Source organism: uncultured Porphyromonas sp., assembly GCF_900541275.1.
Classification (GTDB): domain Bacteria; phylum Bacteroidota; class Bacteroidia; order Bacteroidales; family Porphyromonadaceae; genus Porphyromonas_A.
Genome location: NZ_UQJH01000001.1, coordinates 425,785 through 439,098, shown reverse-complemented (window position 1 = coordinate 439,098; position 13,314 = coordinate 425,785). Strand labels below are relative to the sequence as shown.

General features: G+C 53.9%; 8 protein-coding genes. 7 read left to right on the top strand and 1 reads right to left on the bottom strand.

The genetic code is table 11. From position 1 onward, the window contains the following. Nucleotides 1–144: 144 nt before the first annotated feature. Nucleotides 145–2,130 carry a 6-phosphogluconolactonase gene (locus tag QZR17_RS01735; RefSeq protein WP_297127144.1) on the bottom strand — a complete coding sequence of 662 codons (1,986 nt, stop codon included), beginning with the start codon at nucleotides 2,128–2,130 and terminating at the stop codon, nucleotides 145–147. Between the two features lie 291 nt (nucleotides 2,131–2,421). Between QZR17_RS01735 and QZR17_RS01730 the strand changes: the two genes are divergently transcribed. The 7 genes from QZR17_RS01730 to QZR17_RS01700 all read left to right on the top strand — a co-directional run bounded on the left by QZR17_RS01730 (nucleotide 2,422) and on the right by QZR17_RS01700 (nucleotide 13,003). Next, a complete protein-coding gene (locus tag QZR17_RS01730; RefSeq protein WP_297126852.1) occupies nucleotides 2,422–3,150 on the top strand; it encodes a succinate dehydrogenase cytochrome b subunit in 729 nt (242 codons plus the stop codon). Nucleotides 3,151–3,187: 37 nt separating this feature from the next. After that, nucleotides 3,188–5,155, top strand: a complete 1,968-nt coding sequence (locus QZR17_RS01725; protein WP_297126849.1) for a fumarate reductase/succinate dehydrogenase flavoprotein subunit — start codon at nucleotides 3,188–3,190, stop codon at nucleotides 5,153–5,155. A gap of 24 nt (nucleotides 5,156–5,179) precedes the next feature. Then, entirely contained in the window at nucleotides 5,180–5,941 is a 762-nt protein-coding gene (locus QZR17_RS01720; protein ID WP_297126847.1) for a succinate dehydrogenase/fumarate reductase iron-sulfur subunit, read from the top strand. Nucleotides 5,942–6,622: 681 nt separating this feature from the next. Continuing rightward, nucleotides 6,623–7,915: a serine hydroxymethyltransferase gene (gene glyA / locus QZR17_RS01715; RefSeq protein WP_297126844.1), complete on the top strand. Its 1,293-nt coding sequence runs from the start codon at nucleotides 6,623–6,625 to the stop codon at nucleotides 7,913–7,915. Nucleotides 7,916–7,951: 36 nt separating this feature from the next. After that, nucleotides 7,952–10,360 (top strand): family 20 glycosylhydrolase, encoded by a 2,409-nt coding sequence (locus QZR17_RS01710; protein ID WP_297126840.1) that lies wholly within the window; start codon nucleotides 7,952–7,954, stop codon nucleotides 10,358–10,360. A gap of 285 nt (nucleotides 10,361–10,645) precedes the next feature. Next, a complete protein-coding gene (locus tag QZR17_RS01705) occupies nucleotides 10,646–10,927 on the top strand; it encodes an HU family DNA-binding protein (RefSeq protein WP_070467117.1) in 282 nt (93 codons plus the stop codon). A gap of 369 nt (nucleotides 10,928–11,296) precedes the next feature. Then, nucleotides 11,297–13,003, top strand: coding sequence for an Rne/Rng family ribonuclease (locus QZR17_RS01700; protein ID WP_297126836.1), 1,707 nt, complete (start codon nucleotides 11,297–11,299; stop codon nucleotides 13,001–13,003). Nucleotides 13,004–13,314 lie beyond the last annotated feature (311 nt).

The window sequence follows — 13,314 nt, the reverse complement described above, 5'->3', positions numbered from 1 at the left end:
GGTATAATCCGCTCGACAATACAAAGGTGCACAAATTACCTGACACACACACATACCCTCGTGACTATCTCCCTCATAGGAGACAGGTCCACGACCGACTTGTCAGTCATGGACCTGCCTGGATGATGTCACCTCGGTGGACGATCAGTCTACAGGGTGGTACTGCACGAAGGCCTCAATAGCCTCGTAGCGAGCAAATCCAAGGTCGTGATAGATCTTGGCCGTCCCTCTATTGCGGTCCTCCGATCGTTGCCAGAAGAGGCGCTCGTCATCTCCGAGGAAGGGGGCAGCGTCCATCTGTGTCTGGTGCTTAAGGATAGAGTCTCTCTTGAATCGGAGCTCCTCTGGACTCATCGGCACAGCCATCTCAATGTCGTCGATATTCCACTCCGCCCATGCTCCTCTGTACATCCAGATGCGACAGTCCTTAAGCCACGCTTCGTCCCTCAGCTCATCGAGAGCTGCGAGTACCGCATTTGTGGCGACGCGGTGTGTCCCATGAGGGTCACGGAGGTCTCCAGCGACGAAGATCATATGGGGCTTGATGCTCTGGATGAAGTCCGTGACGATCAGCACATCCTCCTCAGAGAGTGGCTTCTTCTTGATCGCACCGGTCTCGTAGAAGGGGAGGTCGAGGAAGTGGACGTGGTCATCCTTAAGTCCCACATGACGATCTGCCGTGCGGGCCTCCTGACGACGGATCGTCCCCTTGAGGTACCGAGTCTCGTCTGTCTCATTGTCTCCCTCTCTCTTGATCTCAGTCAGGTAGTGACGCGTCTTGAGTAGCTTCTTGCATAGCTCGTCGTCCTCTCGCCCTTCGTTCTGGTAGAGGGCGTGCACAAAGTCGATGTACCGGATCACCTCCTCATCATTGACAGCGATATTTCCTGAGGTCTCGTAAGCGACGTGCACATCGTGACCGTGCTTGACAAGCCTATGGAACGTCCCTCCCATAGAGATGACGTCGTCATCGGGGTGTGGGGAGAAGACGATCACGCGCTTGGGGAAGGGTAGAGCGCGCTCAGGTCGCTTGCTGTCATCCGCATCGGGCTTACCTCCGGGCCATCCTGTAATCGTATTTTGGATGTCGTTGAAGACCTTGATATTGCAGTCGTAGGCTGAGCCGTACTGACGTAGCAGGTCGCTCAGCTGGTGGGTGATGTAGTCCTGGTTGGTCAGGTTGAGGATCGTCTTGCCGGTCTGATTGCAGAGCCAGACTAAGGCGCGACGAACCAGCTTATCCGTCCATCGGGGATCGGTCACTCTCCATGGGGTGTGGATTCGGGCCAGCTCGTCAGCCGCCTCCAGGTCGGTGTAGACGCATGCCCTCGGGTGGGTCTGAAAGATAGAGGCCGGGATATTGTCATCCTGAGGCTCCTCGACGACCTGCCTCAGGATCTCCTTCTTCGCCTCGCCCCATGCCAGCAGGACAATGCTCTCGGCCGCTCGTATCTCATTCATCCCGATGGAGACAGCAGTCTCGGGGACGTTGTCGGAGAGGTTAAAGGAGCTGATCGCCTCATTGCGTGAGGTGTCGTCAAGTACCACAAGGTGGTACGAGGAGCTGAGTACGTCACCTGGAGCGTTGGTCGCGATGGTGCCTCGAAGCCCGATACCCATCAGGCAGAGGTCAAAGCCTCCGAGGTCACTAAGCGCTCTCTCGTAGTCCGCCCAGGACGAGGGGATATCATCCTTGTCTATGCGGATGTCAAAGGAGTGAACGCACGAGTCGGATATGCTGATCTTGTCGAGGAACTCCTCCCGCAGGTGGGCAAGCACGCCCTCGTTGTTATTGAGGAGAGGGTAAAACTCATAGAGAGGGAAAATGTGTACGCCCTTGAAGGAGAGCTTTCCACTCTCGTGGAGCTTGATCATCTCGCGGAGGACAGGCAGAGGGCTGGTACCTCCCGAGATGCCGAGGACATAAGTCTCCCCCTTGTCTTGGTGAGCCTTGATATCCTTTGCGATGCGGAGAGCGAGCTCAGCACCTGCCTGCTCGTCGGAGGGATAGATGTGCGTGAGGATCCGCTCGTAGCTGGTGAGCATAGTCTCTTCATACTCATTCTGAGGGTTGTAGAGCCGCTCCTCAACCTGCTCGAGAGAGATCTGTGATGTGAGATTAAGTCGCATGGTCATATAGATATATGTGTAGATTGTTTGATACTATGGTAAGGAAGATCGGCGTGCGACCTTCCGATTCGATGCTAAAGATAAGAAAAAAATTTACCATCAGGTTGCGAGGTCTTGATTTTTATACCTAATGCCCGCTTTCTATCCCGCTATAGTGTTGATAGTTGTAATTATGGAAATATGTCGGTAATCTTCTTGGGAAGATCGTAGAATTGGGCTAAATTTGCAACACTGACTGATTGTCGCACGACAAAGTTACTTCGAATACCAACAACAGTTTTATCAAATCCCATGTGGTTGACTAATTCTTCTATCGGAAGGAAGGTGGTGATGAGTGTCACCGGTGTCTTTTTCTTCCTCTTTCTGCTTTTCCACGGAGCAATGAACCTGGTGGCAGTCTTCTCGGCTGAGGGCTACAATGAGATAGCCCACTTCCTGGGGACTAATCCCGTCGTACAGTTTATGGTGCCGATCCTGGCAGCCATGATCCTGATCCATATCATCTTCTCGATTATGCTTTGGAGCCAAAATCGCAAGGCTCGGGGTAATGATCGCTACGAGGTGGCTGGTAAGGCCAAGATCGACTGGGCATCCAAGAACATGCTGATCCTCGGACTTATCATCCTTGGTGGACTGGTGCTTCATCTGATCAATTTCTGGGCAAAGATGCAGCTCCAGACCTGGATGGGCAATGCCTCTGTCTTGGCCTCTACTCAGATGGAGTACATCTTTAGTAAGGAGTGGATCGTGATCATCTATCTGGTCTGGTTCTGCGCCATCTGGTTTCACCTCTCTCATGGTATCTGGAGTGCGGCTCAGACAGTGGGGCTCAATAATAAGAAGTGGATCAACATCTGGAAGACGATCGGCTACGTCTTTGCGACACTTATCTTCATCATGTTCGCCTTTGTCGCCATCGCCTTCTACCTCAAGTCTGTAGGTGTTTGGCCTCAGGTCGGTGATATCTGGCACCTTGGTGCAGCCGGGGAGATCCCTGCATCACAGTACTATGGCTTCTGATCCGATTGTTTCACGCTCTAAATAGATAAGAATGACTATGTCTACACAAGATATAAATCTCGAGAAGAAGCTGGACGCCAAGATCCCTGAGGGTCCCCTTGCCGAGAAGTGGACCAATTACAAGGGTCATCAGAAGCTGGTCAACCCCGCCAATAAGCGTAAGCTCGATATCATCGTCGTGGGAACCGGTCTCGCCGGTGCTTCCGCCGCGTCTTCGCTGGCTGAGCTGGGCTTTCATGTCAAGTCCTTCTGCATCACCGATAGCCCCCGTCGCGCTCACTCTGTAGCCGCTCAGGGAGGTATCAATGCGGCGAAGAATTATCAGAACGATGGTGACTCTGTCTACCGTCTCTTCTACGATACCATCAAGGGTGGTGACTACCGCTCTCGTGAGGCTAATGTCCATCGTCTCGCTGAGGTCTCTGCTGATATTATCGATCAGTGTGTGGCTATGGGTGTCCCCTTTGCCCGTGAGTATGGTGGCACGCTCGCCAATCGCTCCTTCGGCGGTACGCTCGTCTCCAGGACCTTCTACTCCAGAGGGCAGACCGGTCAGCAGCTCCTCCTCGGAGCCTACTCCGGACTGATGCGCCAGGTAGGGCTCGGTCACGTAGAGATGTACGCTCGCTATGAGATGGTCGACCTCGTCATTATTGATGGTCGTGCACGTGGTATCATCGCCCGTAATCTCGTCACCGGCAAGCTCGAGCGCTTTGGTGCTCACGCTGTTGTCGTCGCAACCGGCGGCTATGGCAATGCCTACTTCCTGACCACCAACGCTCTCGCCTGCAATGGCTCTGCAGCATGGCTCTGCTACAAGAAGGGCGCATACTTCGCCAACCCCTGTATGGTACAGATCCACCCGACCTGTATCCCCAAGCAGGGTGACTACCAGTCCAAGCTGACCCTTATGTCAGAGTCTCTCCGCAATGACGGGCGCATCTGGGTACCTAAGAAAAAGGAGGATGCGGAGGCGATCCGAAATCGCACGAAGACCGCCCTCGACATCCCTGAGGAGGATCGTGACTACTATCTCGAGCGTCGCTACCCGGCATTTGGTAATCTCGTACCTCGTGATGTGGCCTCTCGTGCTGCTAAGGAGCGCTGTGATGCCGGCTATGGTGTCGGCACGGGAGAGGCTGTTTACCTTGACTTCTCCGAGCCGATCCAGCGACTGGGAAGGGAGGCGATCACTGCCAAGTATGGCAACCTCTTCGATATGTACAAGCTGATCACGGATGTGGATGCGTACACCTACCCGATGGAGATCTTCCCTGCTGTCCACTTTACCATGGGTGGTCTCTGGGTAGACTACGAGCTGCAGACTACTATCCCCGGTCTCTTCGCCATCGGTGAGTGTAACTACTCCGACCACGGAGCCAACCGCCTCGGTGCCTCTGCTCTCATGCAGGGATTGGCAGACGGCTTCTTCGTGCTGCCCTACACGATGCAGAATTACCTCGCTGACCAGATCGAGCTGGGTCATGTAGACACCAATGCACCTGAGTTTGAGGCTGCAGAGAAGGAGGTATATGAGCGTGAGAAGAAGCTGATGGATATCAAGGGCGACCTGACCGTCGACGACATCCATAAGAAGCTTGGTGCCATCCTCTGGGAGCACTGCGGCATGAGCCGAAATGAGGCGAGCCTCAAGGAGGGTCTCCGCAAGCTTGATGAGCTGACCAAGACCTTCTGGACCCGCGTCCGCATCCCCGGTGAGATCGAGGATCTCAATACCGAGCTGGAGAAGGCTTGGCGTCTCGCTGACTTCATCGAGATGGGTAAGCTGATCGCTCACGATGCGCTTGACCGTAAGGAGTCCTGTGGCGCCCACTTCAGAGAGGAGTACCAGACGGATGAGAATGAGGCACTCCGCAACGATAAGGACTTCAGCTATGTATCTTGCTGGGCTTACACCGGCGAGAATACACCCCCAGTGATGTATAAGGAGGATCTTAACTACCAGTATGTAGTGCCTCAGACACGTAATTACAAGAAGGCATAATAGAGACGACGCACACTTAAGATTATGGATAAGTTTATTGACATTAAAGTTAAGGTTTGGCGTCAGCGGAACCGTCATGAGAAGGGTCACTTCGAGACCTACGAGGTGAAGCATGTCGATGAGAACGCTTCCTTCCTCGAGATGATCGATATGCTCAATGATCAGCTCATCCGCGAGGGCAAGGACCCGGTTGTCTATGATAATGACTGCCGCGAGGGTATCTGTGGCGCCTGCTCTATGTATGTGGATGGTCACCCCCATGGTCTCCTCCCCGGAGCAACCACCTGCCAGCTCTATATGCGTAACTGGAAGAGTGGTGACACCATTACCGTAGAGCCGTGGCGCTCTGCAGGCTTCCCGGTCATCCGTGACCTGATGGTGGACCGCTCCTCTTTTGACAAGATCCAGCAGGCCGGAGGCTTCATCTCGATGAACGCCGGCTCCGCCCCTGATGGCAATGCGATCCCTGTATCGAGGGTTAACTCTGAGCTGGCTATCGATGCCGCCTCCTGCATCGGCTGTGGTGCGTGTGTCGCAGCGTGCAAGAATGGCTCCGCGATGCTCTTCGTCAGTGCCAAGGTGAGCCAATTTGCTCTCCTCCCGCAGGGTAGGGTTGAGGCCAAGAAGCGCGCTCGCGCTATGGTGGCCAAGATGGACGAGCTGGGCTTCGGTAACTGCACCAACACCCGTGCTTGTGAGATGGAGTGCCCGAAGAGCATATCGATCTCCAATATCGCCCGTCTCAATCGCGAATTCATTAAGGCTAAGTTCGGTCAGATCGACTGATAGTAGCTATCCGGATCGTTTATATCCTAAGGAGAGGCTCCCCTTGCGAGAGTCTCTCCTTTTTTTGCACCTCAGCCTATGACTTAGTGAGGGTAGGGAGGCGCATTAAGGCTTTGCAGAAAGCAGTCAGGCGCTCCATATCGGGGTGGATCTTGATGAGGAGGCACACACCGGGGCACCACACTCTCTTGCTCGCCTGATATGTGAGGAGTGTGTATCCCTACGGATGCGGTCATACACAGGTCTGTTGGCCCTCTAATGCACCCTCCCTCAGCCGTCATTCTAATACCGATATTAGAGATTGCTAATATCGGTATTGGTGAAGTCTAATATCGGTAAAGGATTTGACCCTGAAGTCTAGGCTGATTTATCCCGACACTTTTGGCGCGGGTGCGAGTGTCACAGACTAGCTGCTAAGCGGGCCGTGGCGAGCGCTTTGGTACGCTGATAGCTCCGAGACTATAGCATATTAGTCCGAAATGCCTGTGGAGCGGACGCTCTCGCGGGTGGATTACTCCCTTACTCGAGTGATTTCCATGCGATCCTCATGTGTTGCCCCGTGATGGAGGAGAATTACATTGTTAAGCTCGCTAATTATCTTTAGATTTGCATAGGGGAGTGGACGTTTCCATATCTCGAAGTAAACTACTGTAAACCAATAAAATTTCAACCTTTTTCATCATGAAAAGAGATCAACAGATTTTTGACCTGATCGACCAGGAGCGTCTGCGCCAGAAGCGCGGAGTGGAGCTGATCGCATCAGAGAACTTCGTCAGCGAGGAGGTACTCCGCGCTATGGGCAGCATCATGACTAATAAGTACGCTGAGGGCTATCCCGGCAAGCGTTACTATGGTGGCTGCCAGATCGTCGACCAGAGCGAGCAGCTGGCCATCGATCGCATCAAGAAGCTCTACGATGCAGAGTATGCCAACGTGCAGCCTCACTCCGGTGCTCAGGCCAATATGTCTGTCTTCCAGGCTTGCCTCAATGCCGGCGACACCTTTATGGGTCTCAACCTCGACCATGGTGGTCACCTGACCCACGGCTCGCTCGTTAATGCCTCCGGTATCCTCTACCACCCCGTAGCTTACGGTGTGCGCAAGGAGGATGGTCGCGTAGACTACGATGATATGGAGCGCAAGGCTAAGGAGACCCACCCGAAGCTGATCGTCGGTGGTGCCTCTGCCTACTCTCGCGAGTGGGACTACAAGCGTATGCGCGAGATCGCTGATAGCGTCGGTGCCATCCTCATGATCGATATGGCTCACCCTGCAGGTCTCATCGCTGCCGGCCTCCTCGCCAATCCGGTGAAGTACGCCCACATCGTTACCTCTACGACCCACAAGACCCTGAGAGGTCCGCGTGGTGGTATCATCTTGATGGGTAAGGACTTTGAGAACCCCTGGGGCAAGGCTACCAAGAAGGGTCGCGTCAAGATGATGTCAGAGCTGATCAACTCTGCCGTCTTCCCCGGTGTACAGGGTGGACCTCTGGAGCACGTGATTGCTGCCAAGGCGGTTGCCTTCTACGAGGCTCTGCAGCCTTCCTTCAAGACCTACCAGACTCAGGTGCATGCCAATGCGGTAACCATGGCAAATACCTTCCTTGAGCTGGGCTATGACGTGGTCTCTGGCGGTACTGACAACCACCTGGTGCTGCTGGACCTCCGCAAGAAGTTCCCCGAGCTGACCGGTAAGGAGGCCGAGGATGCGCTGGTGAAGGCTGACATCACGGCCAATAAGAATATGGTCCCCTTCGATGATCGTACCCCTGCCAAGACGAGCGGTATCCGCATCGGAAGCCCTGCAGCCACGACCCGTGGACTGAAGGAGGGAGACTTCAAGACCGTCGTACACTGGATCGATGAGATCCTCAGCAATCCTACCAGCGAGGAGGTGATCAAGAAGGTCCGCTCTCAGGTCAATGAGCTGATGGAGGATCGTCCTCTGAACGTCTGGGAGGATCGCGACTAATCTATCTGTAACTTAAGCACATTTAATATCGACTTAATGAGATTCATCAAGCATGTAGTCGTGGCTTTTGCCGGCATGCTTCTCTTTTCCGGTTGTGGTAATGGTGTGGAAAAGTCTCTCGACGAGGCTCCCTACAATCAGGGGATACACATCATACCTCAACCGGTAAAAGTGAATATGGGCCATGAGCAGGGTCGCTGGACACTGACCTCTTCGACTAAGATTATCGCAGACGAGAGTCTTGCCATTGTCACTGACTTCCTCAGGGACAAGATCGCAAGCTCCACCGGATACGATCTGTCCGTGGAGCCCACGAGCAGTAACCCCGCCAAGGAGATCCGCTTCGTCATCGTGACTGACGAGGTGATCCCTCACGAGGAGGGATACACTCTCGACGTCACCTCTGACGGTGGTGTCCTGATCCAAGCATCCACCACCCGCGGTGCCTTCTGGGGTATGCAGTCTCTCCTCCAGCTCTTCCCGGCTGAGATCGAGAGTTCCTCCAAGGTCAATGCCAAGAGCTGGACCATCCCCTATGTCAGCATTGTGGACTATCCGCAATTCAGCTACCGTGGTCAGCACGTGGATCCGTGTCGTCACTTCCAGACGATAGATGACGTGAAGAAGACCATCGATGTCCTCTCTATGCTCAAGATCAATAAGCTGCACTTCCACCTCACCGAGGATCAGGGATGGCGCATTGAGATTAAGAAGTATCCCCGCCTCACTGAGGTGGGTGCTGTGCGTACTGAGGGTGATGGCTCGACCTATGGTCCCTACTTCTACACGCAGGAGGAGATCAAGGATCTCGTCGCCTATGCTGATGCTCGATTCGTGGAGATTATTCCCGAGATCGAGCTGCCCGGTCACGCCGTCTCTGCACTCTCAGCTTACCCCTGGCTTGGATGCAAGGGGGAGGACTTCCCCTACGAGGTGCGTAACATCTGGGGCATCTCCAATGAGGTGATATGTGCCGGCAAGGACTCCTCGATTGAGTTTTACAAGGACGTACTGACGGAGGTGATGCCCCTCTTCCACACCGACTTCATCCACATCGGTGGCGATGAGGCTCCCAAGACGGAGTGGAAGCGCTGCCCCAATTGCCAGAAGCGTATCCGCGAGCAGGGACTTAAGGATGAGGATGAGCTGCAGAGCTGGTTTATCTCCCAGATCGGGACCTTCCTCAGTGAGCACGGCAAGCGGATGATCGGCTGGGATGAGATCCTCGAGGGTGGTATCCCGGAGAATGCTACGATCATGTCGTGGCGTGGCGAGGAGGGCGGTATCAATGCTGCCAAGGCCGGTCATGATGTGATCATGACCCCCTCCTCTCACGGCTTTTACCTCGATTACTACCAGGGTGATCCCAATGTGGAGCCGGTTGCTCTCTGCTGCCGCTCGACGCTGCCTCAAGTGTACGCCTACGTGCCCATCTCCGAGCACATCACTGCTGAGATGGCACCCCACATCCTCGGGGTGCAGGGCAATAACTGGTCGGAGTATATCCCCGATGGTCATCACGCCCAGTATATGGCGCAGCCCCGTATGGCAGCGATTGCTGAGGTAGCTTGGACTCCAGTCGAGCAGAAGAACTTTGACGACTTTGTCGGTCGTCTCGAGAACTTTACCGCCCGTCTCGGACTCCACGACTACAATTACTTTATCCCTCAGCCTGAGCAGCCCGACAATCGGAGCATCGACTGTGTGACCTTTACCGGTGAGAGCGTCACGATCCCCTTTGGGACTGTCTATCCGGTATACAAGATCATCTACACTACTGACGGTACCGATCCCGTGGAGGGTAGTGCTCAGGAGTACACTGAGCCGCTGACCTTCTCCTCCGATACGGAGCTCAGGATCCGCACCCTGACCCAGAGTGGCGCTATGAGCCCAGTGCGCGTCATCACGATACGTCATCAGGACTATGCGCCCGCCGTCTCTGACACTGCTGACGGATACGAGGCAGGTCTCGACCTGACGACAGTCCGCAAGCAGCTCAAGTCCTCTGACGACCTTGAGTCTTACTCCGGTGATGATGCCATCCACCTCCATGGTGTGAAGCTCAGCGAGAGCGGAGAGAGGGTCTACAAGGAGGATATGGAGGAGCACCTGATGAGTAACGTCAACTGGAACGCTCAGGATTACTCCGGCTATGTGATGATCCCCGAGGATGGCATCTACCGCATCCGCTGCAATAGCGACCGCCTCTGGCTCGATGGTGACCTCATCATCGACAATGGCGGTCTCTGCAAGCGCAATACGCACTCTGATGTGACCCTTGCTCTGAGTAAGGGTCTGCATAAGATCCGCTTTACTCAGGTGCTGGACTTTATCGGAAACTGGCCCAGTGGATTCTATGACCAGAGACCCTATATGAGTCGCTTTGATAAGGGAGAGCCGCTTAAGGCGCTTCCCGACGAGGCTTACTTCTGTGATCCGAAGTAATCAGGCAATCAATTAATTACCCATCTGAGGGGGTGCATCCGGTCGATCGGGTGCACCCCCTCCTGCTTGTTGCCCCTTCCTGCCTGGTGCCCAAAAAGGGTTAAGATATTATGGGGCGGAAGTCTGAATTTATAGTGATAGCTAACAAGTTACGACATAGATGGGAGGCGAAATAGTTAGGGGGAAAGGGTAAAAAGGTGTATCTTTGCATACTCTTTGCGTAGAGGCTTGGAGAAGCGGGGTGGGATTAGCGTAGTAGTAATCCAAAATTTATAGCAGCATATTATGATAAAAGCAGACCTTGTCAATGAGGTTTCCAAGAAGACCGGTATCGAGCGCAAGCTTGTCATGACTACGATCGAGTCGGCTATGGATGTGATCAAGGAGACTATGATCAATCAGGAGAACGTCTACTTGCGTGGCTTTGGCAGTTTCGTCGTCAAGGAGAGAGCAGCCAAGACCGCTCGTAACATCAGTAAGAATACGACCATCCAGCTCCCTGCTCGTAGGGTCCCCACCTTTAAGCCTTCTAAGACTTTCGCTGAGAAGGTCGACAAGAATAAGTAATGATATCGCTCAGCGGTCGTAGTCTACGGCTGCCGACTAAGTACTTTCAATTTTAAACGTAAATATTATGCCAAACGGGAGAAAGAAGAAGAGACATAAAATGTCTACTCACAAGCGTAAGAAGAGACTGAGAAAGAACCGTCACAAGAAGAATAAGTGATCGCTCTACCATGTATCTCTGACTTCGATCTCGCATCGAGATCTGACAGCTGAGAGTACAGTGTGCTCATTTTACGCCTTGAATGGTTTTGAGAGTGAGTCTCTACGGGAAGCGGTTTTTTTAGTCGCATGCTCATGTAGGCTCGCTCTTGTTTTTTATTAATAGGCTACCGGCTTTGCGGCCGTAGCCGGATGATTAAATTTACTCGTGTGAAAAGTCAACTTGTCATCGATGTGCGACCTAAGGAGGTCCTCATCGCGGTCCTCGAGGATCGTAGACTGGTGGAGCTCCGGAGAGAGAAGCAAAACATCTCTTTCTCGGTGGGAGATATCTATCTCGGCACGGTGAAGAAGGTGATGCCCGGGCTCAATGCGGCTTTTGTCGACATTGGGCATCAGAGGCAAGCCTTCCTCCACTATCGTGATCTGGGTAGCAGCTTCCTGACAGCTCAGAGCTTCCTCAGCGCGCAGCGTAAGTATGGTAAGAGCTTTTCTCCCGAGCGAGTAAAACTAGAGAAACCGATCCCCAAGACCGGGGACATCGCCGATCAGCTCAAGGCCGGTGATGAGGTGATGGTACAGATCACCAAGGAGGCCATCTCTACCAAGGGCCCGCGGCTCTCGGCAGAGCTCTCCTTTGCCGGTCGCTATCTGGTCCTCATCCCCTTTGCCGACAAGGTCTCTGTCTCCCAGAAGATTGGGAGCAAGGCCGAGCGAAATAGGCTCAAGCAACTGGTCCTCAGCATCAAGCCCAAGAATGTGACAGTCATCGTCAGGACCTCTGCCGAGGGCGTCAAGGTGGCTGAGCTGGACCATGAGCTCCGTAGCCTGATCAAGAAGTGGGACTCCACTGTCGCAAGCCTCAATACTGCTGTACCGCCCTCCAACTCTCGGAAGAAAGGGCAGGGCAATGGTAGGAATAATCCCTCGCCCTCCTTAGACGGCAAGCCCTGGCAGATGCTCCACGAGGAGACCAATCGCGTGATCAGTCTCCTTAGGGACACATACGACTCCTCTCTGAAGGAAGTCTACGTCAATGATCAGAGCATGGTGCGGGAGGTAACGGACTACGTTGACCTCATCGATCCCGGAAAGGGTGAGATAGTGCGGTTTTACGATGGGCGTAACCCCATCTTTGATCACTTCGACATCACTCGTCAGGTCAAGCACCTCTTCGGTAAGATCGTTACTTACCGTCAGGGAGCATACCTGTATATAGAGCAGACTGAGGCGATGCATGTCATCGATGTCAATAGTGGCAATCGTGCACGAGGATCCTCTCAGCAAGAGGATACCGCAGTAGACGTCAATCTATCTGCCGCCGAGGAGATCGCCCGTCAGATGAGACTGAGGGACTTGGGAGGCATCATCGTCATCGACTTCATCGATATGGCTGAGGCTGCCAATAGGCAGAAGCTCTATGACCATATGATCCAGTGTATGACCAATGACCGAGCCAAGCATACAGTCCTGCCACTCACGAAGTTTGGCCTCATGCAGATTACTCGTCAGAGGGTCCGCCAGGCTATGATCGTGGAGACGCAAGAAACCTGTCCCACCTGCTTAGGCACCGGCAAGGTGCAGCCTACGCTCTTCTTCACAGACAAGCTTGAGCAGATGATCAAGCAGCTGACTCAGGAGGAGGGCATCAGGACACTGACGCTTCACGTCCATCCCTATGTCGCTGCCTATATTCGCGATCGTCAGGGCAAGGGATTCTTGGGGCTAATGGGTACCAAGTCTCTCCTCTCCACTTGGAGGACCTCCTATGGGAAGGGCATCGACGTGCTCCCCGACCAGTCCATTGGGATGATCGACTATGAGCTGACAGATGCCGAGGGCAACGACTTGTCTCACTTCCTCGATGAGGATGTGAAGGGGCTGGACCCCGAGGACGAAGAGGCCACCGAAGACTGATGGTACGTAAGTGACCAAAGCTGATTTTACTCGCTCTCGATAAGAGAAGCAACCTAAAGAAACAAAGAGCCGGAGTACTTCCTGACGTCAGGGCAGTGCTTCGGCTCTTTTTGCTTCATAGTGATCCCTCTACCCCAGTCTCGAGTGCCTCGAGACCGACTCGGTGGAGAAGAGGGAGGAGCACCTCGCCCTCGCCGGCATCATTCGCCCCATCGAGGACCCGTGGTGGGACTCGCACACTCGAGATAAAAGGAGGGCTGTCAAAGTATAACGGACTAAATCAGTAATTAGTAATTGAAGGCAGAGCCTTG

Coding starts and splice junctions, on each gene's coding strand:
- glyA (WP_297126844.1), top strand. CDS start 6,623: ATGAAAAGAGATCAACAGATTTTTGACCTGATCGACCAGGAGCGTCTG.
- QZR17_RS01730 (WP_297126852.1), top strand. CDS start 2,422: ATGTGGTTGACTAATTCTTCTATCGGAAGGAAGGTGGTGATGAGTGTC.
- QZR17_RS01720 (WP_297126847.1), top strand. CDS start 5,180: ATGGATAAGTTTATTGACATTAAAGTTAAGGTTTGGCGTCAGCGGAAC.
- QZR17_RS01710 (WP_297126840.1), top strand. CDS start 7,952: ATGAGATTCATCAAGCATGTAGTCGTGGCTTTTGCCGGCATGCTTCTC.
- QZR17_RS01735 (WP_297127144.1), bottom strand. CDS start 2,130: ATGCGACTTAATCTCACATCACAGATCTCTCTCGAGCAGGTTGAGGAG.
- QZR17_RS01725 (WP_297126849.1), top strand. CDS start 3,188: ATGTCTACACAAGATATAAATCTCGAGAAGAAGCTGGACGCCAAGATC.
- QZR17_RS01705 (WP_070467117.1), top strand. CDS start 10,646: ATGATAAAAGCAGACCTTGTCAATGAGGTTTCCAAGAAGACCGGTATC.